The organism is Streptosporangium sandarakinum (assembly GCF_050942225.1).
Classification (GTDB): Bacteria; Actinomycetota; Actinomycetes; order Streptosporangiales; family Streptosporangiaceae; genus Streptosporangium; species Streptosporangium nondiastaticum.
The window spans coordinates 2,635,286-2,660,814 of the sequence record NZ_CP192034.1 but is presented as its reverse complement, the minus strand read 5'-3'; the positions used below and the strand labels follow the sequence as shown (position 1 = coordinate 2,660,814).

Sequence of the window (25,529 nt, the reverse complement as noted above, 5' to 3'; positions counted from 1 at the left end):
GGACGGCCGCCGCGCCCACCGGCGAGACGGGCTGACGCCCGGTCCCGCGCGTTGTCGAGGGTTGCCGGTGCCCTCGGCGGTCCCCCCGGGCCAGACTCCGGGCGGGACCGCACACGATCGGGGGAGAAAATGATCTACCTGACCGCCGTCGAGATGGCCCGGCTGCTACGCGCCCGCGAGATCAGCGCGGTGGAGCTGCTGGAGGCGCACCTGCGCCGGATCGAGGAGGTCGGCCCGCGCGTCAACGCGATCGTCACGCTGGTGGCCGAACGCGCCCTGCGGGAGGCCGGGGAGGCCGACCGCGACCTGGCGCGCGGCCGCTTGCGCGGGCCGCTGCACGGCCTGCCCGTCGCGCACAAGGACCTCGCCGACACCGCCGGGATCCGCACCACGTACGGCTCGCCGCTGTTCGCCGGCCACGTCCCCGCCGCCGACGCGCCCATCGTGCGCCGGATGCGCGCGGCCGGGGCGATCACGGTCGGCAAGACCAACACGCCGGAGTTCGGCACCGGCTCGCACACCGTGAACGCGCTGTTCGGCGCCACCCGCAACCCGTACGACCTGTCGAGATCGGCGGGCGGCAGCAGCGGCGGCGCGGCGGCGGCCCTGGCGAGCGGGATGGTCGCCCTGGCCGACGGCTCCGACATGGGCGGCTCACTGCGCAACCCGGCCTCGTTCTGCAACGTGGTGGGGCTGCGGCCCACGCCGGGGCGGGTGCCGTCCACCTCGGACACCGCGGCGTGGTTCACCCTCGGCGTGCCCGGGCCGATGGCCCGCACCGTGGACGACCTCGCGCTGATGATGAGCGCGGTGGCCGGGTTCGACCCCGCCTCCCCGCTGTCGATCGCCGAGAGCGGCGCGGTCTTCGCGGGCCCCTGGGGCGAGGAGGACCTGTCCGGGGTGCGGATCGCCTGGAGCCCCGACCTGGGCGGCCTGCCGGTGGACCCGGAGACCGCGAAGGTCACCGCGGAGGCGCCGCGGGTGCTGGAGGGCCTGGGCGCCCGGGTGGAGCAGGTGGACCTGGACCTCTCCGACGCGGAGGACGCCTTCCGGATCTACCGGGCCTGGTACTACGCGCTGTCCTACGGCGACCTGCCACCCGGCGGCCTCGGGGAGAACGTCCGCTGGAACGTCGAGCGGGGCCGCGAGGTGACCGGCGCCGACCTGGCCAGGGCCGAGCGGCTGCGCAGTGGCCTGTACCGGCGGATGAACGACTTCTTCGAGACCTACGACCTCCTGGTCGCGCCGGTCAGCCAGGTGCCGCCGTTCCCGGTGGAGCAGCCGTACGTCTCGGAGGTCGCCGGGCAGGCGATGCCCGACTACCTGGCGTGGATGCGCTCGGCCTACTGGATCAGCGTGCTGCACGCCCCGGCCGCGTCGGTGCCGTGCGGCTTCACCTCCGGCGGGCTGCCGGTGGGCGTGCAGTTCGTCGGGCGGCCCTTCGCCGACCTGCGGGTGCTGCGGCTGGCCCGCGCCTTCGAACAGGCCACCGGCCACGGCCTGCGCCGCCCGCCCTGCCGCTGACGCGGGGTCAGCGGTCCAGCGGGCCGTAGCCGGGTAGCGGGCCGTACGGTTCCTCGCCGCCGAAGGGGCGACGCAGCGGCGAGTCGCGGTAGCCGGCGACGGCCTCCAGCGCGAAGAACAGGCCGGCGGCGAGCGTCGGCCAGATGTAGAGCACGCCGTGGGCGGTGAGGTTCAGCGGCCCCGGCACCAGCTGCACCCCCGCCGGCCCGGAGCCGGCGACGTCCGCCGCGCCGAGGTTCAGCGCCCGGCCGGCCGCCAGCGCCAGGTGGGAGCCGAGCAGGCCGCCCGCGGCCAGGCCGAGCACCACCGCGACCGGGCGGCGCCGGCGCGACAGCGCGTATCCGGCGACGCCGCAGGCCAGGCCCAGGACGCCGGTGACGACGGCGAACCAGCCGTCGGCCGCGATGAGGGCCTGGGTGGTCGGGTCGGCCAGGACCCTGCCCTGCCCGGTCACCGCGTACGGCGGACGGGGTGCCAACAGCGACCACACCGCACCGGCCGCCGCGCCCAGCGCCGCGAGCGCCAGCACGGTGACGGCGAAGTCACGCACGTGTCGCAATGTGGCTCCCCTCACCCTCTGTACTGATGCGCCCGATGTTACCCATGACCCGCCCGGTGCTCCCGGTGAGCGGGGGTGAATCCCGTTACGCTGTCCGGGTGAGCGAAGAGGTATGGCTGATCGAACCCTCCGGACCGCTACGGGGCGACGTCGAGGTCCGCGGGTCGAAGAACGGCGTGTCCAAGCACATGGTCGCCGCGATGCTCGGCATCGGGGAGAGCACGATCCACAACGCCCCCGAGGTGGGCGAGGTGGAGATCACCGCGAGGATGCTGCGGGCGCTGGGCATCGACGTGGAGATCACCTCCCGGGCGATCACCATCGCCCAGGGGGAGCAGATCAATCCGCACGTCCCGGCGGCGTTCACCGGTCTGAACCGGATCCCCATCCTGATGCTGGGCCCCCTGCTGCACCTGGCGGGTGAGGCGTTCGTGCCGCTGGTCGGCGGCGACCCGATCGGGCGGCGGCCCGTCGACTACCACGTCGAGGCGCTGCGCGCGATGGGCGCCGAGGTCGAGGTGAGCGACACCGGGGTGTACGCCAAGGCCAAGCGGCTGCGCGGCACCCGGCTGGAGCTCCCGTACCCGAGCGTGGGCGCGACGGAGACGATCCTGATGTCGGCGGTGCTGGCCGAGGGCAAGACCGTCCTCAAGGGCGCGGCCATGGAGCCCGAGGTCGTCGAGCTCGCCCTGTTCCTGCAGCGCATGGGCGCGCGCATCGAGCTCAGCCCGGACCGGCGCATCGTGATCGAGGGCGTGGAGCGGCTGCGCGGCGCGTCCACCTGGCTGAACGGCGACCGGATCGAGGCGTTCTCCTACCTCGCGGCCGGGCTCATCACCGGCGGCGAGGTGCGGGTGCACGGCTGCCCCCAGGACCGCCTGGTCACCGCGATCACCACCCTGGCGCGGATGGGCGCCGAGCTGGACATCACCGACGACTACGTGTCGGCCTCGGCCCCGGACGGCCTGCGGGCGGCGGCGGTGCAGACCGACACCCACCCGGGGTTCATGACCGACTGGCAGACGCCGCTGATGGTGCTGTTCACCCAGGCCCAGGGCATGTCCGTGCTGCACGAGACGGTGTTCGAGAACCGCCTGGTCTACGTGCCGGCGCTGCAGAAGATGGGCTGCGAGATCGAGGTCTTCGACGTGTGCCTGGGCGGTCCCGCGTGCCGCTACCACGACACCAACGCCAAGCACTCGGCGGTCGTGCGCGGCGTGTCGAAGCTGCGCGGCGCCGACGTGACGCTGCCCGACATCCGGGCGGGCTTCTCGGCGGTGCTGGCGGGCGCGGCGGCGGAGGGCACCTCCACGCTGCGCGGGGTGCACCACATCGAGCGGGGATACCACCGCCCGTTCGAGCAGTTCGCCTCCCTCGGGCTGAAGATCAGCAGAGAGAACGCCCCCGAGCGGTAAATTCTTCCGGCCGGACGTTTGGCTTTGATCAACCGGACGCACGTTACTATGCGTGACATCGCCACCACCGGAGGTGAGACGAAGCCTCATCGCCTGCCTGCGGGGCCTGCTCATCTGCGGTGTGCTCGGCGGGCTGCTGTCCGCCGTCGCGGTGCTGCCGCTGGCGGGCGGCGCCGGTCTGGCCAGCAACGAGGTGGCCGCCACGCTGCTCGACCTGCCGCCCAGCCCGCACGAGGAGCCGCTCCCCCAGCGGACGGTCCTCCTGGACCGCAACGGCCGCAAGTTCGCGCAGTTCTACACGGAGAACCGCACGATCGTGCCGCTGGAGCGGGTCGCGCCGATCATGCGGCAGGCGATCGTGGCGATCGAGGACTCGCGCTTCTACGAGCACGCGGGCCTGGACGTCAAGGGGACGCTGCGCGCGCTGATCGCCAACACCCAGGCCGGCGGGGTACGGCAGGGCGGCTCCTCGCTCACCCAGCAGCTCGTCAAGAACATCCTGGTGGAGAACGCCGAGACCGACGCCGAGCGCGACCAGGCCAGGGCGCCGAACCTCAAACGGAAGATCATCGAGCTGCGGTACGCGCTGGCGATGGAGAAGAAGTACAGCAAGGCCGAGATCCTGGAGCGCTACCTCAACATCGCCTACTTCGGCGCGGGGGCGTTCGGGGTGGAGGCGGCGGCCCAGCGGTTCTTCTCGGTCCCGGCCTCGAAGCTGAACCTGCGGCAGGCCGCGACGCTGGCCGGGGCGGTGCGCACGCCGTACGCCACCGACCCGTCGCTGGGCAGGCAGCGGCGGGCGCGGCTGCGTGAGCGCCGGAACATCGTGCTGGACCGGATGGCCCAGCTCGGCATGGTCCCCCGGGCGCAGGCCGAGGAGGCCAAGCGATCCCCGCTGCGGATCCGGCTGAAGTCCGAGCCCGGCGGGTGCGCGGGCAGCGACTACCCGTACTTCTGCCTGTACGTGCACCGGGAGCTGCTGAACAATCCCGTCTTCGGCGCCGGCCGCGCCGAGCGGGAACGCCGCCTGGCCAGGGGCGGCATCGTGCTGCGCACCACGCTGGACCCGGTCGCCCAGCGGGCCGCGCAGCGGGCGATCTCCGCACGGGTCGGGACCAGGGACACCGAGGTCGCGGCCGAGGCCATGGTGGAGCCGGGGACGGGGCGGATCCGGGCGATGGCGGCCAGCAAGAAGTACGGCCGCAACTCCGGCAACGCCAACGACGGCCCCCGCACCACCTACAACCTGCCGGCCGACGTGGCGCACGGCGGCGGCATGGGCTTCCAGGCCGGGTCGACCTTCAAGGCGTTCACCCTGGCCACCGCGCTGAAGCAGGGCTGGCGGTTCGACGACGGCTTCAACACCCCGGGGAGCTTCACCCCCGACCACGGTTTCGTCGACTGCCGGGGCCGCAAGGTCAACGACCCCGGCGCCGAGATCCTCAACGCCAGCGGGGAGGGGACCGGCGGGCCGTACAGCATCTCCACCGGCACGTGGAAGTCGGTGAACATCTTCTACATGATGCTGGAGCAGCGGGTCGGGCTGTGCAACGTGGTCACGACGGCCAAGTCGCTCGGCGTCGCCCGCGCGGACGGCAAACCCCTGCGCGAGGTGCCGACCTTCACCCTCGGGGTGAACGAGATGGACCCGGTGACGGTCGCGGCGGCGTTCGCCGCGTTCGCCGCCCGGGGCCGCTACTGCCATCCGATGGCGATCACCGAGATCGCCGAGCAGGGGGGCCGGCGCATCGAGGTGCCGCCGAGCTGCGGCCGGGCCATCGAGCCCTACCTGGCCGACGCGGTCAACCACGTGCTGTCGGGGGTGTTCACCAAGGGCACCATGACGGGGCAGGGCATCGGCCGGGACGCGGCGGGCAAGACAGGCACCAACAACGGCTACACCTCGGCGTGGTTCGCCGGCTACACCCCCGACCTGGCCGCGGCGGTCAGTCTGGGCGACATCCGCGGCTCCTACCGCTACCCGCTGCGCGACGTGACGATCGGCGGCGAGTACTACGGCCAGGTCCAGGGCGCCTCCCTGCCGGGCCCCATCTGGGTGGCCTCCATGGAGGCCGCGCTGCGCGGCGTCCCCGAGCGGCACTTCCACGCCCCCGACATGCGGCGCTTCGGCGGCGGGCACACCCCGGGCCTGGAGAAGGCCGAGGAGGACGAGAAGAAGAAACGGCGCGAGGAGGCCGGCCGGGACGGCGGGTGGCGCGACGGCGGGCGGGAACCCATCGGCCGCCGGGAGGGCCGGTGGTGGCGCGGTCACCGGGACCGTTTCTCGGCCGAGCGCGCCTACCGGGTGTGGCGGCAGGAGTGGCGCCGCTGGCGGCGCGACCACGGCTGACCCGCCCCGGCCGGTCCCGCCCCCGTCCCGGCCGGCCCCCGGAGGCGGGCCGGGGCGGCGGGCGGCCACCGCCCGGCGGGGGACGGCGGTCTCAGGCGCCCAGGCAGGCCGGGCCGAGGAGTTGCTTCAGGTCTCCCATCAGAGCCGGGGACAGGGCGACGCGCAGGCGGTCGTCGAGCCGCATGACGGTCGTCCGGGGGCCGTTGTGGACCTGCAGGTGGACCTCGGTGGTGCCCGGGTGGGTGGTCAGGACCTCCTTCAGCCGCCCCACCACGGGCGGGGTGCAGCGGGTGAGCGGCATGCTGACGACCAGGGGGCCGCCGCCCTCGACCGAGAGGTCGGGGGCGGTCACCTCCATCGCGATGATCTTGCCGACGTCCTCGCGCTTGTCCAGGCGGCCCTTGACGAAGACGATCGCGTCCTCGGCGAGGATCGTCGAGCAGAGCTGGTACGTCGAGGGGAAGACCATCACCTCGATGGCGCCCTCCAGGTCCTCCAGCGTGGTCAGGACCCAGGTGTCGCCCTTCTTGGTGACCTTGCGCTGCACGCCGCTCAGGATGCCGCCGACGGTGACGATCTGGCCGTCGGGCCGGCCGCCGTCCTGGAGCGCGGCGACCGAGCAGTCCGCGCCGGAGGCGAGGATGTGCTCCACGCCGAACAGCGGGTGGTCGGAGACGTACAGGCCGAGCATCTCCCGCTCGAACGCCAGCAGGGTGGTCTTGTCCCACTCCCCCGGCGGGATCTGCACGTCGAAGGTCTGGTCCTCGGCGCCCTCGACCGCGCCGAACAGGGAGTCCTGGCCGATCGCCTCGTTCCTCTTGATGTCGATGATCGCGTCGACGGCCTGCTCGTGGACCAGGACCAGGCCCTTGCGGACGTGCCCGAACGAGTCGAACGCGCCGGCCTTGATCAGCGACTCGATGACGCGCTTGTTGCAGACGACCGCCGGGACCTTGCGCAGGAAGTCCTTGAAGTCGGCGAAGCGGCCCTTCTCCTTGCGCGCGGCCAGGATCCCGTCGACGACGTTGCCGCCGACGTTGCGGATGGCCGACAGGCCGAAACGGACGTCGGAGCCGCGCGGGGTGAAGTCGAAGTCGGAGTCGTTGACGTCCGGCGGGAGCACCTTGATGCCCATGCGGCGGCACTCGTTGAGGTAGAGGGCCGACTTGTCCTTGTCGTCCTTGACGGAGGTCAGCAGGGCCGCCATGTACTCGGCGGGGTAGTTGGCCTTGAGGTAACCGGTCCAGTACGCGACGAGGCCGTAGCCGGCGGTGTGGGCCTTGTTGAAGGCGTAGTCGGAGAAGGGCAGCAGGATGTCCCACAGGGACTTGATGGCCGCGGCGGAGAAGCCGTTGTCCTTCATGCCGCGCTCGAAGAACTCGTACTGCTTGTCCAGCTCCGACTTCTTCTTCTTGCCCATCGCGCGACGGAGCAGGTCGGCGCCTCCGAGGGAGTAGCCGGCGACCTTCTGCGCGATGGCCATGACCTGCTCCTGATAGACGATCAGGCCGTAGGTCGTGTCGAGGATCTCCTTGAGCGGCTCCTCCAGCTCCGGGTGGATCGGGATGATCTCCTGCTGGCCGTTCTTGCGCAGCGCGTAGTTGGTGTGGGAGTTGGCGCCCATCGGGCCGGGCCGGTAGAGCGCGAGGGCGGCGGAGATGTCCTCGAAGTTGTCCGGCCGCATCAGGCGCAGCAGCGAGCGCATGCCGCCGCCGTCGAGCTGGAACACGCCGAGGGTGTCGCCGCGGGCCAGCAGCTCGTAGGTCCTGCGGTCGTCCAGCGGCAGCTTGAGCAGGTCGATCATGGTGCCGGTGTTGGCCTCGATGGCCTTGAGGCAGTCGTCGATGATCGTGAGGTTGCGCAGGCCCAGGAAGTCCATCTTCAGCAGGCCGAGCGTCTCGCAGGTCGGGTAGTCGAACTGCGTGATGATCGCGCCGTCGGAGTCGCGGCGCATGATCGGGATGTGGTCGGTCAGCACCTCCGACGACATGATGACGCCCGCGGCGTGCACGCCGGTCTGCCGGATCAGGCCCTCCAGGCCCCGGCCGAGGTCGACCGCCGCCTTGACGTCGACGTCCTCCTCGTACAGCTTGCGCAGCTCGCCGGCCTCGTTGTACCGGGGGTGGTCCTTGTCGAAGATGCCGGAGAGCGGGATGTCCTTGCCCATCACCGCGGGCGGGAACGCCTTGGAGACCCGGTCGCCCAGCGCGTACGGGTAACCCAGGACGCGGGCCGCGTCCTTGATGGCGGCCTTCGCCTTGATGGTGCCGAAGGTGGCGATCATCGCGACCTTGTCGGAGCCCCACTTCTCGGTCACGTAGCGGATCACGTCGCCGCGCCGGCGCTCGTCGAAGTCGATGTCGACGTCGGGCATGGAGACGCGCTCGGGGTTGAGGAACCGCTCGAAGATCAGGCCGTGCGGGATCGGGTCGAGGTCGGTGATGCCGAGGGCGTAGGCCACCAGCGAGCCCGCCGCCGAGCCGCGGCCCGGGCCGACCCGGATGCCGTTGTTCTTGGCCCACATGATGAAGTCGGCGACCACGAGGAAGTAGGACGGGAAGCCCATCTGGACGATGACGCCGAGCTCCTTCTCGGCCCAGGCGCGGTGCTCCTCGTCGACCCCCTCGGGGAAGCGGCGCTCCATGCCCTCCCAGACCCGCTGCCGGAAGAACTCCTCCTCGGTCATGCCGTCGGGCACCGGGAAGGTCGGCATCAGGTTCTTGAAACCGAACATGCCGGTCGGGTCGACCTTCTCGGCGACCAGCAGGGTGTTGCGGCAGCCCTCGGCCCACAGGTCGGAGGAGTCGACGGCGCGCATCTCGTCGGCGGTCTTGATGTAGTAGCCGCTGCCGTCGAAGCGGAACCGGTCGGGGTCCGACAGCTGCTTGCCCGTCTGGATGCACAGCAGGGCGTCGTGGGAGGAGGCGTCGGACTCGTAGGTGTAGTGGGAGTCGTTGGTGACCAGCGGCGGGATGCCCAGCTCCCTGGAGATGCGGGTCAGGCCGTCGCGGACCCGGCGCTCGATGTCGAGCCCGTGGTCCATGATCTCCAGGTAGTAGTTGTCCTTGCCGAACAGCTCCTGGTACTTCGCCGCGGCGGCGAGGGCCTCGTCGTACTGGCCCAGGCGCAGGCGGGTCTGCACCTCGCCGGACGGGCAGCCGGTGGTGGCCATCAGGCCCTCGGCGTGCTCGGCGAGGATCTCGGCGTCCATCCGGGCCCACTTGCGGACGAAGCCCTCGGTGTAGGCCCGGGAGGAGAGCTTCATCAGGTTCTTCAGGCCGCGCTCGTTGCGCGCCCAGATCGTCATGTGGGTGTAGTAGCCGCCCGCCGAGACGTCGTCCCTCTTCTGGTGCGGCTCGCCCCACAGCACCGGCTTCTTCTGGTGCCGCGAGGCCGGGGCGACGTACGCCTCGATGCCGATGATCGGCTTGATCCCCGCCCCGGTGGCCTGCTTGTAGAAGTCGTAGGCGCCGTGCATGTTGCCGTGGTCGGTGATCGCGATGGCGGGCATGCCAAGGTCTCCGACCTGCTTGAACATCTGCTTCAGACGGGCGGCTCCATCGAGCATGGAGTACTCCGTGTGAACGTGAAGATGGACAAACGAGTCTGGCATGCGGCCTCTCCCTCCCCTGGTCACTTCTCGGCGTGGGAAGCCTACGCGCGTCGGGGTCGTCATCGGGTTCCGCCTCGCGCCGAAGCGGGGTCAACGCTCGGCTACCTTAAGTGATGGCCTATCTGAGCTGGGCAAACAGGGGGATCATGTGAAGACCGACGAGGGCTACCGCCCCGCGCTCGGCAACCGCCAGGTGCAGATGATCGCGATCGGCGGCGCCATCGGCGTCGGGCTGTTCCTGGGCTCCGGCGGGCGCCTGCAGGCGAGCGGGCCGGCGCTGGTGCTGTCGTACGCGGTCGCCGGGCTGGCGGCCTTCTTCGTGATGCGCGCCCTGGGCGAGCTGGTGCTCCACCGGCCCACCTCCGGCTCCTTCGTAGACTACGCCGCCGAGTTCATCGGCCCGTGGGCGGCCTTCGCCAGCGGCTGGATGTACTGGGTCAACTGGGCCTTCACCGGCATCGCCGAGCTGACCGCGATCTCCATCTACGTGCAGATGTGGGCGCCGAACTTCCCCCGGTGGCTCACCGCGCTCGTCGCGCTGGGGTTCGTGCTGATCGTCAACCTGCTGTCGGTGCGGCTCTTCGGCGAGCTGGAGTTCTGGTTCGCGCTGCTGAAGGTGCTGGCCATCTGCGCGTTCCTGGTGGTCGGGCTGGCGGTCGTGCTGCTGGGCACGAAGGTGGGCGGGACGCCCGCGGGGGTCGGCAACCTCACCTCGCACGGCGGTTTCTTCTCCATGGGGTTCCCGCCGGTGCTGATGAGCCTGCAGTCGGTCGTCTTCGCCTACTCGGCGATCGAGCTGGTCGGCATCGCCGCCGGCGAGACGAGGAACCCCGAGAAGGTCATGCCCAAGGCCATCAACAGCGTGATCTGGCGTATCGGGATCTTCTACGTCGGCTCGGTGCTGCTGCTGTGCATGGCGCTGCCGTGGACGTCCTACGGTCCCGGCCAGTCCCCGTTCGTGACGGTCTTCTCCGCCCTCGGCGTGCCCTGGGCCGCCGACGCGATGAACCTGGTCGTGATCACCGCGGCGTTGTCGTCGTGCAACTCGGGCCTGTACTCCACCGGCCGGATCCTGCGGGCCATGGCGGTCAAGGGCGAGGCGCCCGCCGTCGCGGGCCGCCTCAGCTCGCGTCACGTGCCCTTCGGGGGCATCCTCATCACCGCGGGGGTGCTGCTGGCCGGGGTGGTGCTGTACTACTTCGTCCCCGAGCGCGCCTTCAACATCGCCACCGCCGTCGCGTCCCTCGGTGTGATCACCACCTGGGGCACCCTGGTCTACTGCCAGCTGCGGCTGCGTCGCGCCGCCCAGCGGGGCCTCGTCGAGCGGCCGTCCTTCCGGATGCCCGGCTCGCCGTACACCAACTGGCTCACACTGGCCTTCCTGGCGCTGGTGGTGGTGCTCATGGCGTTCGCCGATCCCGACCAGCGCATCGCCTTCTTCTGCGTCCCGGTCCTGGTCGTGGCGATCGCCCTGGGCTGGCGCGTCGTCGGTTCCCGCCGCCGCACCAGGGCCCCGCTGGCCGACCGCACGCCCGGCTGATCCCGGGCCCCGCCACGCGCCGTCCGGGCGTACGGCGGGCGCGCGTTCCCGGGGCGGCCCACGGCGTCCCAGGACGTACGACGGGCCCACGGCGTACGGCGAGCCCCCGCGTACGGCGCGGCGCGCGGGTCAGCCCCCGTCCGGGGCCCGGCGCTCCTCGGCGACGTGCAGGCCCGCCTCGATGACGGCCTTCATGATGGGCGCGAGCCGCTCCTCGCCCAGCGTGGGGGCGCGGCGGGCCATCTCGGCGACCAGGCGGCGCTCGCGGTCGGGGTCGCGGCCGGCGAAGCCGCCGACCGGCTTGAGCCGCTGGATGACCCCGGCGAGCCCGACCCGGCGCTCCAGCAGGACGGCGAGGGCGGCGTCGACGCGGTCGATGGCGCCGCGGGCGGCCGGGATCGAGCCGGGCGTCTCCGGGCGGGTCAGCGCCCCGACGACCCGTGCGGCCTCCAGCGCCCCGCGGACGGCCTCCCCGGAGGCGTCGGGCGACAGCAGCAGGCCGTCGGCGCCGGCGGCGACCGCCGCCGCGGCCAGGCCCGTGTCCTTCCCGAGGCCCGCGACGACGGGCCGGCCGGACCTCTCGCGGGCGGCGCGCAGCAACGCCAGGTCGGGGGCCGGCTCCGCGACGCGCGCCCGGCCGCCGCTCTCGCACAGCACGATCCGGTCGTTGCCCTCGGCCGCGCACTGCCCGGCCACGGCCAGCCACTCCTCCAGCGTCGCGGCGGGGCCGCGCTGGACCACCACGGGCAGGCCGAGCCGGGCGGCCGCGCGGACCAGCGGCAGGTCGCGCGTCCAGGCCGCGCCGACCACCACCGCGTCGGCCGCCGCGGCGATCGCCGGAAGGTCGCCCGCGGCGGACGGCTCGACGAGGAGCGGGCCCTCCCACCCGGCCCGGACCAGGGCCAGCGCCTCGCCCGCCGGCTCCCGGCGGGTCCGCAGGTCGAGCAGCAGCGCCTCGGCGCCCGGCCCGCCGATCACCACGACGGGCCCCTCTCCCACGGTGAGCGCCCCCAGGCGCACGGCCCGGCGTTCCAAGTCTGCGGTCAACATCACGGCTCCCTGGCTGGGCCGGCGCGCCCCGCGAGCCGGCGGATCGGAGAAACAAAAAAGGCAGAGATCTCAAGGTCTCTGCCTGTGGCCGGCTCCGGAAGGTCGCTACGTCACGTCGTCACGACCGGCTCCCCGGAGCCGGCCCGATAAACGCGAAGTGGCATGTCATGGCATCGACGATAGGCCATCTCCCGGCGACACGCCAGTTGGTGAGCAGATTTGTCTCATATGTCGAACGCACAGTGCGCGAGAGAGTCGATCATCCCACCTGGCCTGTGAGAGTATTCGGTGGCTTAGAAAGGGGTAGGTGCGGTTGATGGCCGAAGCACAACCTGAGGGACGTCGCGTTGCTTCCCGCTACCACCTGCTCGAACCCATCGGCCGGGGTGGCATGGGCATCGTCTGGCGAGCCCACGACGAGCTGCTCGACCGCGAGGTCGCGGTCAAGGAGGTCCGCTACGCCGACACGCTCGGCGAGGACAACCAGGAGAACTTCAACCGGCGGACCAAGCGCGAGGCCCGCGCCGCCGGGCGGCTGACGCACCCCAACGTGGTGGTCGTCCACGACGTCGTCGAGGAGGACGGCCGGCCGTGGATCGTCATGCAGCTGGTGGAGTCCCGTTCCCTCGGCAAGGTGCTGCGGCAGGACGGTCCGCTGCCGCCCGAGCGGGTCGCGGAGATAGGGCTCCAGGTTCTCGACGCGCTGCGCGCCGCGCACGCCCAGGGCGTGCTGCACCGCGACGTCAAGCCCGAGAACGTACTGCTGGCCGACGACGGCCGCGTGGTCCTCACCGACTTCGGCATCGCGACGCTGGAGGCGGAGACCGCGCTGACCATGACCGGCATCGCGGGCACGCCCGCGTTCATCGCGCCGGAGCGGATCAAGGGCGGCAGCGCCCAGCGCGAGTCCGACCTGTGGTCCCTCGGGGCGACGCTGTACGCGGCCGTGGAGGGGCGGGCCCCGCACGACCGCGGCGGGGCGCTGCCGACCATGCACGCCGTGCTGAACGACGAGCCCGACCCCCCGGTACGCGCGGGGCGGCTGGCCCCGGTCCTGGAGGGGCTGCTCCGCAAGGACCCGGCGCGGCGCCTTTCGTACGACGAGGCGGAGCGGATGCTGCGCGAGGTCGCCGAGGGCGGCCGGCGGAGCGCGCCGGCCGGGGAGTCCCGGGAGCCCGCGAGGACGACCGTCATGCCGGTCGCCGAGACGCCGGACGCCCCGGAGCCACGCGCGGCGCGGGAGGCGCGGGAGTCCCCCGACGACGCGGCGGCCGCGGCGACCGACCCGCAGATCCGCCTGGAGGCGGGCGGCGCGCCGTCCACCGGGGCCAGGCTCGGCACGACCGCGCCGGCGGAGGAGGAGGACGTCCCGTCCGTCCCGGCGCCGGCGCCGCCCGCGGCCCCGGCCCCGACCGGCCGCGCGCCGTCGGCCAAGGCGGGACGCGAGCCCGTCCCGCCGGTACGGCGCGCCGGGCCGGACCCCGCGCCCGCCGCCCGGCCGGAGCGGGAGCCCGGGCCGCGCGAGGCCGTTCCGGCGCCCAGGCCGGAACCCGTCGTCCCCCGGCGCGCCGGGAGCCCGCCGCGCGGCCCCGGCCGTCTGCGCCGCCGACTGTGTCGTCCGCGGCGTCCGCGGCGTCGTCCGCGCCGCCCACCGTGCCGCCGTCCGCGGCGCCCGACATGCTGCCCACCTCGCCCGGGAACGGCGGGAGATCCGGGTCCGCGCTGCGGTGGGCCCTGCTGATCGTTCCGGCGATCCTGCTGGTCGGGGCGCTCGCGGCGTGGCTCGGGATGCGAAGCGCCGAGAACGACGGCGGCTCCCCGGCCGCGCGGGCCGGCCGGTCGGCCGAGCCCGCCGGCACCTCGAAGACCTCCGAGGCGTCCCGGCAGCCCACCTCCGACCCCACGTCCTCCGGGTCCCCGGGCTCCGGCGAGAGCCCGAGCGCCGCCCCCTCCCCGTCCCCCTCGGCGTCGGAGACCGGCGGAGAGGACGACGAGAAGGAGAAGAAGAAGGACGAGCCCGCGCTGCCCGCGGGCTGGCGCATGCACAAGGACCCCAACGGCTTCTCCATCGGGTTGCCCAAGGGCTGGCACGAGGACAAGCGGGTCGGCAAGCAGGTGTGGTTCCGCAGCCCCGACCGGGTGAGCTTCGTGTTCGTCGAGTACGTCGACAAGGCCGGACCCGACCCCAAGGAGGACTGGGAGAACCAGGAGTCCTACAGCCGCGGCAGGTTCCCCGGCTACAAGCGGATCCGCATCGAGAACACCGACTACATGGAGAAGGCCGCCGACTGGGAGTTCACCTGGAACACGAGCTCGGGCAAGGCCCGGGTCATCAACCGGGGGTTCGTCACCAAGGGCGGCCGGGGGTACGCGATCTACTGGCACACCCTCGATTCGAAGTGGGACGAGAACCTGCACTACTTCAAGGGGTTCACCGAGTCCTTCTCCTCGAAAAAGTGAGATTCGCCCCGACGGGCTACGATGCCTGGGTTTGGGAGGGGCGGCGACAATGACCGAACGGAAGGTGGCGGGCCGGTACCACCTGATCGAACCCATCGGCGAGGGCGGCATGGGCGTCGTGTGGCGCGCCCATGACGAGCTCCTCGACCGGATCGTGGCGATCAAGGAGGTCCGCTACCGCGACGTCGACGGCGCCGCCCGGGCGGACCTGAACCGGCGGACCATCCGCGAGGCCAGGAGCGCCGGGCGGCTCGACCACCCGTCTGTGATCATCATTCACGACGTGGTGGAGGAGGACGGCCGTCCCTGGATCATCATGCAGCTGGTCCGGTCGCGGTCGCTGGGACAGGTCGTCCGCACCGGGGGGCCGCTGCCGCCCGGACGGGTGGCGGCCGTGGGGACGCAGGTGCTGGGCGCGCTGCTCGCGGCGCACACCGCCGGGGTGCTGCACCGTGACGTGAAGCCCGAGAACGTGCTGCTGGCCGACGACGGCCGCGTGGTGCTCACCGACTTCGGCATCGCCTCGATGGCCCAGGAGACGGGGATCACCCGGACCGGCGGGGTCGTCGGCACCCCGGCGTTCCTGCCGCCCGAGCGGCTCCACGGGCTGCCGGCCACCCCCGCGTCGGACCTGTGGTCCCTCGGGGCGACGCTGTACGCGGCCGTGGAGGGCCGCCCGCCGTTCGAGCGCGCCACGGCCGCGGCGACCATGATGGCCGTCCTGCACGGCGAGCCAGCGCCCATGTCGCACGCCGGGCCGCTCGCCACCGCGATCCTGGGGCTGATGGCCAGGGAGCCCGTGGAGCGGATGCCGGCCGAGCAGGCCATGGCGCTGCTCACCCGGGCGTCCTCCGCGGCGTCCGGCGGGAGCGAGGCGGGCGTCCTCCCGGCGGCCGGCGCCGGGGAGCCCGCCGGGCCCGCCGGGCCGCCGACGAGGCCCTCGGGCCGCGGCTCCCGGGCGGCCCGCTCCGGGGAGCGGTCCGGTCCCGCCGAGACGGCGCCGCAGGGATCCCACCCGCGGTACGAACCGCAGGGCGAGGGGATGCGGCACGACCTCCAGCCGGGGCTGCACGCCTTCCCCGACGGCCCCGCCGCCGTCCCGGGGCACACGTTCCCGGATGACCCGCGGGCCCTCCACGAGGGTCCCGGGCACCGGGGACGGCCGGGTCACCCCGCCGCGCCGGCGTACCGGGACGAGGCGCCGTACGGGGGCCTCCCGCCGTACGGCGGCGGCCAGGAGCGGAACGGGTCGCCGCACCCGGGTGGGCACGGCGGCGCCCCGGCGGCGTATCCGGAGGCGCCGCCGTACGGCGGCCCGTACGGCGGCGCGCCGTACTCGGGGGGCCCGCACGGGGCCGTGCCCCATGGAGGGGACCCGCACGGGGCCGCGCCGTACACGGGAAGCCCTCATGGGGCCGCACCGCACGCGGAGAGCCCGGCCCACCCCGGCCCGCCGCAGCCCGGGACGCCGTACCGGGAGGTCGCGGCGCACCGGGAGATGTCGCCGTACCCCGGCGGCCCGGCGGCCGGCGGGCCGCCGGCGCACGGCGGCGACCCGGAGCGGCCCGGTTACCGGAGCGCCCCGACGCAGGCCGGGCACCGGGCGCACCCGGACGCCTCGCCGTACCCGGACGGACGGCCGGGCCGCGGACGGGCCGCCGGGGACGACGCGCCCGGGGACCGGCGCTTCCCGGTGGCGCAGGCCGCGCTGGTGGCCGGTTCCGCCGCGCTCGCCGTGCTGCTCGGTGTCGGCGGCTGGCTGGTGTTCCAGGACTGGCAGCCCGCGACCGGGACGGCCGGGGAGACGTCCACCCCGTCCGGCGAGGCGACCGCCTCCCCCCGGCCCTCCGGGACGCCCCGCCCGACCGCCTCCCCGTCGGCGGGCACGGGCCGGACGACGCCCAAGGGCTGGCGGACCTACCGCGACCGGCTGGGCTTCACGGTCGACGTGCCGCGCGGCTGGGCCGCCCGGCGGTTCCCCGACCGGGACCGCGTGGAGTTCAGGGCCCCGGGGTCGAAGACGTTCCTGTGGATCGAGTCGACCGAGGACCCGGAGAAGGATCCGGTCCGGCACTGGCTGAAGGTCGAGCGGAGCGGGCGGGCCAGGCAGCTGTGGCCCGGCTACCGCCGCATCGGCATCAGCGCGCGGACGTACCTCTCCCAGAGCGCCGCCGACTGGGAGTTCACCTACCTCAAGGGCGGAGTCCCCACGCACGTCCTCGACCGGGGATTCCACACCGCCACGGGCCGCCCGTACGCGATCTACCTGGAGAGCCCCGAGTCCGACTGGAACCGGGCCCTCTTCAACAACATCGTCCGGGGCTTCCGGCCCTGACCGGGTCCCGGGGGCGGGGCGCCGCGCGCCCGGACGCCGCCGGCTCACCGATCGAGCCGGCGGCCGGTGCCCGGAACGGGGACGGCGTGGCCCGAACGCCACGGCTTCGGACGCCGCGGCTCCGGATGCCGTCCCCCGGACGCGGCGGTACCCGGTCTCACCACCTGGAATACTGAAATGACCATTTATGACGGCACATAACCTCGATGACATGGATGAAACCACCCGGTCCTCGGCGGTCCGTGACGGCCTCGGAGTGGGGATCGCCGTGGGACTGGCCGGGCTGGCGTTCGGCGCGGCCGCGGCGACCGCCGGACTGACCGTCGCGCAGGCGTGCGCGCTGAGCGTGTTCGCCTTCACCGGGGCCTCACAGTTCGCCCTGGTCGGGGTGGTCGCGGGTGGCGGCAGCCTCGTCGCCGGCACCGCGGGCGCGCTGCTGCTCGGCGCCCGCAACGGCCTGTACGGCCTGCGCATGGCGGACATCCTGGGTGTACGGGGCTGGCGGCGGCTGCCGGTCGCGCACGGCGTGATCGACGAGACGACGGCCGTGTCCCTGGCCCAGCCCGACGCGAGGGCGGCCAGGACCGGGTTCTTCGTCACGTTCGCCACCCTCTACCTGACGTGGAACGCCACCACGCTGCTCGGCGCGGCCGGGGTCTCCCGCCTGGCCGACCCGGACGTGCTCGGCCTGGACGCCGTGGGCCCCGCGACCTTCCTCGCCATCCTGTGGCCCCGGCTCACCGGGGGCGGGCCCGACGTCCGCACGCTGCGGCTGATCGCGGGCGGCGGCGCGGCGGCGGCACTGGCCACCACGCCGTTCACCCCGCCGGGCGTGCCCGTGCTGATCGCCGCGGCGGCCGTGCTCGCCGTGGTGCTGAGGAGGCCCGCGTGAGCGGCACGGGCGTCTGGTGGGCCGTCGTGGCGACCTGCGCCGGGTGCTACGTGCTCAAGCTCGCCGGGCTGTCGGCCCCGCGCCGGGTGCTCGACCACCCCCGGGTGCAGCGGTTCGCGGCGCTGGTGCCGGTCGCGCTGCTGGCCGCGCTGGTCGCGGTGCAGACCTTCGCCCAGGGCCGGTCGCTCCACTTCGACCTGCCGCGCACCGCCGGGCTCGGCGCGGCCGTCGTCGCCCTGCTGCTGCGCGCGCCCTTCCTGGTCGTGCTGGCCACCGCCGCGGTCGTCACGGCCGTGCTGCGCCACCTGCTCGCCTGACAGCGGATCCGACTCCGGAGTTTCGGGAATGTGATAGTAAATCCTGGGTATTCGGCACCCCATGACCGATTCTCAGGTGATCATCGGCTCCCGATACCGACTGCTGGAGCAGATCGGCCGGGGAGGCATGGGTACGGTCTGGCGGGCACGTGACGAGGTGCTCGGCCGGGACGTCGCGGTCAAGGAGGTCATCCCCTCCCCCGACCTCTCCAGCCTGGAGCGTGAGATCTTCACCTTACGGACGCTGAGGGAGGCCCGCGCCGCCGGGCGCATCGGCCACCCGGGCGTCGCGACGGTCTACGACGTCATCGAGGAGAGCGACCGCCCCTGGATCGTCATGCAGCTCGTGGACTCCAGGACGCTGGGGGCCGTGGTCCGCGAGGACGGTCCGCTGCCGCCCAGGCGGGTGGCGGAGATCGCGCTCGACGTGCTCGGGGCGCTGGTCGCCGCCCACCGGGTGGGCGTGCTGCACCGCGACGTCAAACCCGACAACGTCCTGATCGCGAGGAACGGCCGGGCCGTGCTGACGGACTTCGGCATCGCGATGCTGGAGGGCGACTCGTCGGTCACCCGGACCGGGGCGCTCATCGGCACCCCGGCGTTCATCGCGCCCGAGCGGGCCGGCGGGGGACCGGCGGAGTTCGCCTCCGACCTGTGGTCGCTCGGCGTGACCATGTACATGGCCGTCGAGGGCCGCTCCCCCTTCGAGCGGGCGCATCCGCTGGCGACGCTCAGCGCCGTCATGCACCAGGACCCGCCGCCGCTGCGGTCCGCCGGGCCGCTGGCGCCGGCGATCTTCGGGCTGCTCGGCAAGGACCCGGCGCGGCGGATGACCGCCGAGGAGCTCCAGATCCACCTGCAGGCGATCGTGAGCGGGGCCGAGCCGCAGCCCACCGCGCCCGTCGCGCTCCCGTCGGGCGCGGTCCCGCGGCCCCGGGCCGCGTCCGGCGCCCTGCCCGGCGCGGTGGCGGCCGCGGCGGCGAGGGCGGAGGCCACGCCGCCGCCGGAGTCCCCCGGCGAGCCCCCGGGTACACCCCGGGCCGCCCGCAGCGGCGGCGGCTGCCGGGCGGCGCCCTGGTGGCCGCGGCGCTCGCCGCGACCCTGGCCTCCGGCGCCTTCGCCTGGGTGAACGTCACCGACCCCGGATCCGCGACCATACGGCAGACCGTCCCGGCGAGCGTCCCCGTCAAGAAGAAGGCCCCGGAGAAGGCCAAGCCGTCCGAGGCCCCCGCCACGAAGGAGCCGACCGGCACCCGCGACGGCGGCGGGACCGGGCACTCCACCACGTCGCCTCCGACCGGGCCCCGGCAGGGCGGCGACGCCCGGCGGGACGGCGCGGGCGGGGCCGAGGACGCCCCGGCCCCGAAGCCGGACGACAGGCCGTCGAAGGACCCCGGGAAGGGGGCGGAGAAGGAAGCGGGGAAGAAGCCGGAGAAGAACTCCGGCGAGAAGCCAGAGAAGGACTCTGGTGAGAAGCCGGAGAAGCCGAAGGACCAGGGAAAAGCACCGGAGGACTCCGGCGAGGGCAACAGCCGGGAGTCCGACAGGGAGCCGACGGAGGAGGGCACGCGAAATCAGGGGGAGAACCAGGGCGGGGACTCGGTCGATCCGTACAGCGGGCCGAACGCCACGGGGGGAAAGGCGCCGGAGGCCGGCACGGAAAAGGTCACGGTCCTGGCGGGCGGTAGGGAGGCCGGGTGACCCGGGACCGGGAGACCGCCCCGGGGGCGGACGGCCCGGCCGGTCTCCGGGACCCGTCCGGCGGATCGTCACCACGACGAGGGTCCGCCGGGCAGGCCCCGGAGACCGGTCGCGGACCGGTCATGACGAGCCCGCGGACCGGTCTTCCGGCGCGGCCCCGGAAGACCGTCAGAAGTCCGCGCCGACGAGCTCCAGCGCGCGCGCCAGGTCCTCGGGGTAGTCGGTGGTGAACGTCATCCACTCCCCCGTCACCGGGTGCTCGAAGGCCAGCGAGACCGCGTGCAGCCACTGCCGGGTCATGCCCAGCCGCGCGGCCAGCTTGGGGTCGGCGCCGTACAGCATGTCGCCGACGCAGGGGTGGCGCAGCGCCGACATGTGGACCCGGATCTGGTGGGTGCGGCCCGTCTCCAGCTTGATGTCCAGCAGCGACGCGGCGCGGAACGCCTCGATCGTGTCGTAGTGGGTGACCGAGTCCTTGCCGCCCGCCACGACCGCGAACCGGCCGTCGCCGACCGGGTGGCGGTCGATGGGCGCGTCCACCGTGCCGCGCAGCGGGTCGGGGTGGCCCTGGACCAGCGCGTGGTAGCGCTTGTCGACGGTCCGCTCCTTGAAGGCCCGCTTCAGGCGGGAGTAGGCGATCTCGCTCTTGGCCACGACCATGGCGCCGGTGGTGTTGGCGTCGAGGCGGTGCACGATGCCCTGCCGCTCGGCGGCTCCGCTGGTCGCCACCCGGTGGCCGGTGCCGAGCAGGCCGCCGATCACGGTGGGCCCGGTCCAGCCGACGGTGGGGTGGGCGGCCACGCCGATCGGCTTGTTGACGACGACGATGTCGTCGTCCTCGTAGACGATCGTCATGCCGGGGACCGGCTCGGCGACCGGCATCGGCGTGGTGGGCGGGGGCGGCAGCGTGACGTCCAGCCACGCGCCCGCGTGGACCCGGTCGGACTTGGCCGCGGGCGAGCCGTCCACCAGCACGTCCCCGGCGGCGACCAGCTCGGCCGCGCGGGTGCGGGACAACCCGAACAGCCGGGACAGCGCCGCGTCGAGACGCTCGCCCTCCAGGCCGTCGGGAACGGGGAGACTCCGCTGTTCAGCCATCACTTCTCTGCTCTTCCGGTGTCGCGGGTGCCGTCGATCTGGTAGCCCCTCCAGGCGAGGAAGACGGCCAGGATCCCGCCGCAGACGATCGCCGAGTCGGCGATGTTGAAGACCGGGAAGTGGCCGGGGAAGGTCTCGATGAAGTCGACCACGTGCCCCTGGAACGGCGAGGGCCGGCCGAAGCCCGAGGGCCAGCGCAGGAGCCGGTCGGTCAGGTTGCCGAGCGCCCCGCCGAGCATCAGCGCGAGCGTGACGGCCCACGGCAGGCTGCGCAGATGCCGCGCGGTCCGCAGGATGGCGATCACCACGGCGGCGGCGACGAACGTGAAGACGATCGTCATGCCGGTGCCGATGCTGAACGCGGCCCCCGAGTTGAAGATCACCCGGAACTGGAGGAGGCCGGGGATGAGGATGAGGGGGTCGCGGCCCTCCAGGGTCCTCAGCACGACCGTCTTGGTGAGCAGGTCCAGGCCGTAGATGATCGGGACGATCGTGGCGAGGACGGCGATCCTCCGCCTGCCCGGCGGGGCGGCCGTCACCGCCCCCTCCGCCGGGCCGCCGGTCAGCGGCGCTCCTCCCGCTGCTTGCAGGCCACGCACAGCGTCGCCCTCGGGAACGCCAGCAGACGTTCCTTGCCGATCTGCTTGTGGCACGATTCGCACACTCCGTAGGTACCCGCGTCGATCCGGGCGATCGCCCGCTCATTCTGCGCGACCAGGTCGCGTGAATTCAGGGTAAGGGCGATCTCACGTTCTCGTTCATACGTCCGCGCCCCGGCGTCCGCCTGGTCGTCTCCCGCCCCGTCCGTCACATCACGGGCGGCGATCTCGCTCTCCGCCTTGACGATCTCCTTGGTGAGCTCTTCGATCTCCCCGGCCAGTCGCTCGCGGACCTCCGCCAGTTCCTCGGCCGACCAGGTGGCGGAACCGTCCTGCGACGGCCCCGCGGCGCTCTCGTCTGCGCGCACAGTCGCGGCCATGCCGGCCTCCTCGTTCGATCGGACCGTAACCCGATGCGGTAAACGGTGCGGGCAGCTTAGGTCCGCGATAACGGAACGGCAAACGACCCGCCCACATGTTTACCACTCCCGTACCATCCGGCCCCGTACTCTCCCCCCGCGCGCACCGGCGATATTCGGGAAGCTTCCGGCGGGCGGGTGCGTTATCGTGGGAGTTCGCAAGGCGTTGACGGGGACGAGTACGTCCGGGCCTCCCTCGCGCGAGCGACCCGGGGACGGTGTGAGCCCGGGGCGAGAACCCGGACGGAAATCACCCCCGAGCCGCCGGAGGAACGGCCCGCGACGGGCTCAGTAGAACCGGCAGCGAACCGAAGGAAGAGGGCCTCCCTCCGCCGTTCCCGGCGGTGAGGGGTCAAGGAGGGTGGTACCGCGGGGCCGCGAGGTCTCGTCCCTCCACGCCACTGCCAGCACCAGCGTGGAGGTCCCGCCCGTCATGTCAGCCCGCTTCCGTCCCCTTCCCGCGCAGGTCGACCTGCCCGCGCTCGAACACGAGGTGCTCGGCCGCTGGCGTGACGGCAAGATCTTCGAGCGTTCGGTCGAGCAGAACGCGGGCGGCCCCACGTGGGTCTTCTACGAGGGCCCGCCCACCGCGAACGGCATGCCCGGCGTCCACCACGTCGAGGCCCGCGTCTTCAAGGACCTCTTCCCCCGCTACAAGTCGATGCAGGGCTACAGCGTGCCGCGCAAGGCCGGCTGGGACTGCCACGGCCTGCCCGTCGAGGTGGCGGTGGAGAAGGAGCTCGGCCTGTCCGGCAAGAAGGACATCGAGTCGTACGGCGTGGCCGAGTTCAACGCCCGGTGCCGCGAGTCGGTGCTGCGGCACGTGGACGCCTTCGAAGAGATGACCGAGCGGATGGGCTACTGGATCGACCTGTCCCAGGCCTACCGCACGATGGACCCCGACTACGTCGAGTCGGTCTGGTGGTCGCTGAAGGTCGTCTTCGACAAGGGCCTGCTGTTCCGCGACTTCCGCATCACCCCCTACTGCCCGCGCTGCGGCACCGGCCTGTCCGACCACGAGCTGGGCCAGCCGGGCGGCTACGAGACCGTCTCCAGCCCGTCGGTCTACGTCCGCATGCCCGCCACCTCCGGCCCGCTGGCCGACCTCGGCGCCTCGCTGCTGATCTGGACCACCACGCCGTGGACGCTGGTGTCCAACACCGCGGTGGCCGTGCACCCCGACGTCACCTACGTCGCGGCGCGCCCCGCCGGGTCCGACGAGGTGCTGGTGGTGGCCGAGCCGCTGCTGGCCGCCGTCCTGGGCGAGGGGGCCGAGGTGCTGGCCTCCTTCCTGGGCGCCGACCTGGAGCACACCTCCTACTCCCGCCCGTTCGAGCTGGTCGACATCCCCGGCGCCCACTACGTGGTGCTCGGCGACTACGTCACGACCGAGGACGGCACCGGCCTGGTCCACCAGGCCCCGGCGTTCGGCGCCGACGACATGACGACCTGCAAGCGGTACGGCCTGCCGGTGGTCAACCCGGTCGGCCCGGACGGCCGCTTCCTCGACACCGTCCCCCTGGTCGGCGGCCGGTTCTTCAAGGACGCCGACGACGACCTGACCGCCGACCTGGCCGCGCGCGGCCTGCTGTACCGCGGCGGCCACTTCGAGCACAGCTACCCGCACTGCTGGCGCTGCCACACCGCGCTGCTGTACTACGCGCTGCCCGCCTGGTACATCCGGACCACCGCGATCAAGGACCAGCTCCTCGCCGAGAACGAGAAGACCAGCTGGTACCCCGAGACGATCAAGTGGGGCCGCTTCGGCGAGTGGCTGCGCAACAACGTCGACTGGTCGCTGTCGCGGTCGCGTTACTGGGGCACGCCGCTGCCGCTGTGGGTCTGCTCCGCCGACGACTCGCACGTCACGTGCGTGGGCTCGCTGGAGGAGCTGGGCCGGCTGGCGGGCCGCGACGTGTCCGCGCTCGACCCGCACCGCCCCTACGTCGACGACGTCACCCTGCCCTGTCCCGACTGCGGGGCCGAGGCGCGCAGGGTGCCGGACGTGATCGACGCCTGGTACGACTCCGGGTCGATGCCGTTCGCCCAGTGGGGCGCCCCGCTGCGCAACGCCGAGATGCTGGAGAAGGCCTACCCGGCGCAGTTCATCTGCGAGGCCACCGACCAGACCCGCGGCTGGTTCTACTCGCTGATGGCGGTCGGCACGCTGGTCTTCGGCCGGTCCTCCTACGAGAACGTGCTCTGCCTCGGTCTGATCCTCGCCGAGGACGGCCGCAAGATGAGCAAGCACCTCGGCAACGTGCTGCAGCCGATCCCGCTGATGGACCGGCACGGCGCCGACGCGCTGCGCTGGTACATGGCCTGCGCCGGCTCCCCGTGGGCCGCCCGCCGGGTCGGCCACGCGGCCCTGGAGGAGATCGTCCGCAAGGTCCTGCTGACCTACTGGAACACCGCGGCGTTCTTCACCCTGTACGCCGACGCCGAGTCCTGGACGCCGGCGGCGCTCGCCGAGGCCCCCTCTCCCGCCGACCGGCCGCTGATCGACCGCTGGGCGCTGGCCGAGCTGCACCGTACGGTCGCCGAGGTGACGGCGTCGCTGGACGACTTCGACACCGCCCGGGCCGGGCGGCGGCTGACGGAGTTCCTCGACGACCTGTCCAACTGGTACGTGCGGCGTTCCCGCCGCCGGTTCTGGTCCGGCGACGTCTCCGCGTTCGCCACGCTCTACGAATGCCTGGAGACCGTGACCCGGCTGATGGCGCCGGTGGCGCCGTTCCTCACCGACTACGTCTGGGACGTCCTGCGCGGTGACGACGCCCCTGCCTCGGTCCACCTGGCCTCCTGGCCCGTCGCGGACCCGGCGCTGCTGAACCCGGAGCTGTCGGAGCAGATGGCGCTGGTGCGCCGCCTGGTGGAGCTGGGCCGCTCGGCCCGCGCCTCCAGCGGGGTCAGGACCCGTCAGCCGCTCGGCCGGGCGCTGGTGGGCGCCCGCGGCTGGGCGGCCCTGTCGCCCGAGCTGCGCGAGCTGATCGCCGACGAGCTCAACGTGCAGACGCTGGAGGACCTGTCCGGCATCGGGTCCGACCTGGTCTCCTTCACGGTCAAGCCCAACTTCCGGGCGCTGGGCAAGCGGTTCGGCTCGCAGACCAAGCTGGTGGCCGCGGCCGTCACCTCCGCCGACGCGACCGGGCTCGCCCACGCGCTCCGCGCGGGCTCGGCCGTCACGGTCGAGGCCGCCGAGCTGGGCCCGGTGGAGCTGACCGCCGACGAGGTCATCGTCACCGAGCAGCCGAAGGCCGGCTGGGCGGTCGAGACGGGCGCCATCGGCACCGGGACCGGTGAGACGGTCGCCCTCGACCTGGCGATCACCGACGAGCTGCGCCGCGCCGGCCTGGTCCGCGAGGTCGTCCGCCTGCTCCAGGACGCCCGCAAGTCGACGGGTCTGTCCATCTCCGACCGGATCGACGTGTGGTGGTCGGCCGACGGCGCCGACCTGGCCGAGACCCTGCGGGCCCAGGGCTCGGTCGTGGCCGACGAGGTGCTGGCCGTCTCCTTCACCGAGGGAAGCGCCGACGGGCCCGCCGTGCACCGCGACGACGACCTCGGGCTCGCGTTCCAGCTCCGCCGTACGGCCTGAGCCCTTCCGGTGGTCCTCCCGTAGTGGCGGGAGGACCACCGGGGGAGACGCGGGAGAGA

18 protein-coding genes are annotated in these 25,529 nt (G+C 73.1%); 12 read left to right on the top strand and 6 right to left on the bottom strand.

Annotation, left to right across the window (positions count from 1 at the left end; genetic code table 11):
• Positions 1–129: 129 nt before the first annotated feature.
• Positions 130–1,524: an amidase gene (locus ACQP10_RS12415; protein ID WP_346020300.1), complete on the top strand. Its 1,395-nt coding sequence runs from the start codon at positions 130–132 to the stop codon at positions 1,522–1,524.
• A 7-nt stretch (positions 1,525–1,531) separates the two neighbouring features.
• On the opposite strand, the gene ACQP10_RS12410 is transcribed toward ACQP10_RS12415, so the two are convergent.
• Positions 1,532–2,074 carry a hypothetical protein gene (locus ACQP10_RS12410; RefSeq protein ID WP_312872982.1) on the bottom strand — a complete coding sequence of 181 codons (543 nt, stop codon included), beginning with the start codon at positions 2,072–2,074 and terminating at the stop codon, positions 1,532–1,534.
• 107 nt (positions 2,075–2,181) lie between these two features.
• Between ACQP10_RS12410 and murA the strand changes: the two genes are divergently transcribed.
• Together murA and ACQP10_RS12400 are read left to right on the top strand one after the other, a co-directional pair.
• Positions 2,182–3,498, top strand: a complete 1,317-nt coding sequence (gene murA / locus ACQP10_RS12405) for a UDP-N-acetylglucosamine 1-carboxyvinyltransferase (protein ID WP_179818384.1) — start codon at positions 2,182–2,184, stop codon at positions 3,496–3,498.
• A gap of 73 nt (positions 3,499–3,571) precedes the next feature.
• Positions 3,572–5,848, top strand: a complete 2,277-nt coding sequence (locus tag ACQP10_RS12400; RefSeq protein WP_389998153.1) for a transglycosylase domain-containing protein — start codon at positions 3,572–3,574, stop codon at positions 5,846–5,848.
• Positions 5,849–5,939: 91 nt separating this feature from the next.
• Here the strand turns inward: ACQP10_RS12400 and dnaE are convergent, their stop codons facing one another.
• Positions 5,940–9,461, bottom strand: coding sequence for a DNA polymerase III subunit alpha (gene dnaE, locus ACQP10_RS12395; protein WP_346020302.1), 3,522 nt, complete (start codon positions 9,459–9,461; stop codon positions 5,940–5,942).
• Positions 9,462–9,609: 148 nt separating this feature from the next.
• Between dnaE and ACQP10_RS12390 the strand changes: the two genes are divergently transcribed.
• Positions 9,610–11,001 carry an amino acid permease gene (locus ACQP10_RS12390; protein ID WP_346020303.1) on the top strand — a complete coding sequence of 464 codons (1,392 nt, stop codon included), beginning with the start codon at positions 9,610–9,612 and terminating at the stop codon, positions 10,999–11,001.
• A gap of 129 nt (positions 11,002–11,130) precedes the next feature.
• Here the strand turns inward: ACQP10_RS12390 and ACQP10_RS12385 are convergent, their stop codons facing one another.
• Positions 11,131–12,051: a chorismate mutase gene (locus tag ACQP10_RS12385; RefSeq protein WP_346020304.1), complete on the bottom strand. Its 921-nt coding sequence runs from the start codon at positions 12,049–12,051 to the stop codon at positions 11,131–11,133.
• Between the two features lie 316 nt (positions 12,052–12,367).
• On the opposite strand from ACQP10_RS12385, the gene ACQP10_RS12380 reads away from it, so the two are divergent.
• The 7 genes from ACQP10_RS12380 to ACQP10_RS12350 all read left to right on the top strand — a co-directional run bounded on the left by ACQP10_RS12380 (position 12,368) and on the right by ACQP10_RS12350 (position 19,756).
• Positions 12,368–13,792, top strand: a complete 1,425-nt coding sequence (locus ACQP10_RS12380; protein WP_433541392.1) for a protein kinase domain-containing protein — start codon at positions 12,368–12,370, stop codon at positions 13,790–13,792.
• Positions 13,729–14,511, top strand: coding sequence for a hypothetical protein (locus ACQP10_RS12375; RefSeq protein WP_433541391.1), 783 nt, complete (start codon positions 13,729–13,731; stop codon positions 14,509–14,511). The genes ACQP10_RS12380 and ACQP10_RS12375 overlap by 64 nt, the downstream gene beginning before the upstream one ends.
• Positions 14,512–14,560: 49 nt before the next feature.
• Positions 14,561–16,846, top strand: a complete 2,286-nt coding sequence (locus ACQP10_RS12370) for a protein kinase domain-containing protein (protein ID WP_433541390.1) — start codon at positions 14,561–14,563, stop codon at positions 16,844–16,846.
• 211 nt (positions 16,847–17,057) lie between these two features.
• Positions 17,058–17,738 (top strand): AzlC family ABC transporter permease, encoded by a 681-nt coding sequence (locus ACQP10_RS12365; RefSeq protein ID WP_346020307.1) that lies wholly within the window; start codon positions 17,058–17,060, stop codon positions 17,736–17,738.
• Complete coding sequence (locus ACQP10_RS12360; protein ID WP_179818397.1) at positions 17,735–18,055, top strand: AzlD domain-containing protein; 321 nt, start codon at positions 17,735–17,737, stop codon at positions 18,053–18,055. Before ACQP10_RS12365 ends, ACQP10_RS12360 begins: the two co-directional genes overlap by 4 nt.
• 61 nt (positions 18,056–18,116) lie before the next feature.
• Positions 18,117–19,184 carry a serine/threonine-protein kinase gene (locus ACQP10_RS12355; protein ID WP_433541389.1) on the top strand — a complete coding sequence of 356 codons (1,068 nt, stop codon included), beginning with the start codon at positions 18,117–18,119 and terminating at the stop codon, positions 19,182–19,184.
• The gene (locus tag ACQP10_RS12350) at positions 19,133–19,756 is read left to right on the top strand and encodes a hypothetical protein (protein WP_433541388.1); all 624 of its coding nucleotides are present in this window, start codon (positions 19,133–19,135) and stop codon (positions 19,754–19,756) included. The genes ACQP10_RS12355 and ACQP10_RS12350 overlap by 52 nt, the downstream gene beginning before the upstream one ends.
• A gap of 168 nt (positions 19,757–19,924) precedes the next feature.
• On the opposite strand, the gene ACQP10_RS12345 is transcribed toward ACQP10_RS12350, so the two are convergent.
• From ACQP10_RS12345 to ACQP10_RS12335, 3 genes are read right to left on the bottom strand one after another with little or no spacing between them, the layout of a single operon-like run.
• Complete coding sequence (locus tag ACQP10_RS12345; RefSeq protein WP_179818399.1) at positions 19,925–20,854, bottom strand: RluA family pseudouridine synthase; 930 nt, start codon at positions 20,852–20,854, stop codon at positions 19,925–19,927.
• Positions 20,854–21,393 carry a signal peptidase II gene (lspA, locus tag ACQP10_RS12340; RefSeq protein WP_433541387.1) on the bottom strand — a complete coding sequence of 180 codons (540 nt, stop codon included), beginning with the start codon at positions 21,391–21,393 and terminating at the stop codon, positions 20,854–20,856. The genes ACQP10_RS12345 and lspA overlap by 1 nt, the downstream gene beginning before the upstream one ends.
• A gap of 23 nt (positions 21,394–21,416) precedes the next feature.
• Positions 21,417–21,821: a TraR/DksA family transcriptional regulator gene (locus ACQP10_RS12335; protein ID WP_229810913.1), complete on the bottom strand. Its 405-nt coding sequence runs from the start codon at positions 21,819–21,821 to the stop codon at positions 21,417–21,419.
• A 484-nt stretch (positions 21,822–22,305) separates the two neighbouring features.
• On the opposite strand from ACQP10_RS12335, the gene ileS reads away from it, so the two are divergent.
• Positions 22,306–25,470 carry an isoleucine--tRNA ligase gene (gene ileS / locus ACQP10_RS12330; protein ID WP_399499579.1) on the top strand — a complete coding sequence of 1,055 codons (3,165 nt, stop codon included), beginning with the start codon at positions 22,306–22,308 and terminating at the stop codon, positions 25,468–25,470.
• Positions 25,471–25,529 lie beyond the last annotated feature (59 nt).